At 42.0% G+C, this 464-nt stretch carries 2 protein-coding genes; both read left to right on the forward strand.

Annotation, left to right across the window (positions count from 1 at the left end):
* Positions 1–180 (forward strand): copper amine oxidase (locus MPC4_RS20070; protein ID WP_174514101.1); only part of this gene is annotated, 180 nt, incomplete at its 5' end.
* 83 nt (positions 181–263) lie between these two features.
* Positions 264–464, forward strand: a 201-nt coding sequence (locus tag MPC4_RS20075) for a hypothetical protein (protein ID WP_210253695.1), incomplete at its 3' end; no start/stop codon positions are given.

A 464-nucleotide genomic window follows, 5' to 3' on the forward strand; every position in this document is an offset into this window, starting at 1 on the left:
AATAAAGACCTTGTGGTGTGGATGACAACAGGCACAACCCATGTGGCACGTGCTGAAGAATGGCCAATTATGCCGACAGAATGGGTTTATACCCTAATCAAACCTTGGAACTTCTTTGACAACACCCCGACTTTAAACTTGGGTGAAGAAGAGCAAAGCACACGGCACGACCATCACTAAAGATCAACATGAACGAGGATGGGTAACGAATAAGTTGCCCATACCTGAGCACTGTTAGGCCGTTCGCAAAAAGGAATTTCTCAATGAAAAATTTATTTTCTCAGGTTGTGAGAGGGACTCTCTTTGTCTCATTTTTTTCAACTGTGCATGCTGGTGAGTTTGAAATTAAGCCAACTTTTGAAGCAACTTTGGGGGCCTTTAGTAGCGGTAAAAGCTATAACGGTGAAAACCTAGAGGATGAAAGAATCAATTGGCAAGAAGGTCATCTTAAATATGGTGCTAAA

The sequence above is a fragment of the Methylocella tundrae genome (genome assembly GCF_901905185.1).
Taxonomy (GTDB): Bacteria; Pseudomonadota; Alphaproteobacteria; order Rhizobiales; family Beijerinckiaceae; genus Methylocapsa; species Methylocapsa tundrae.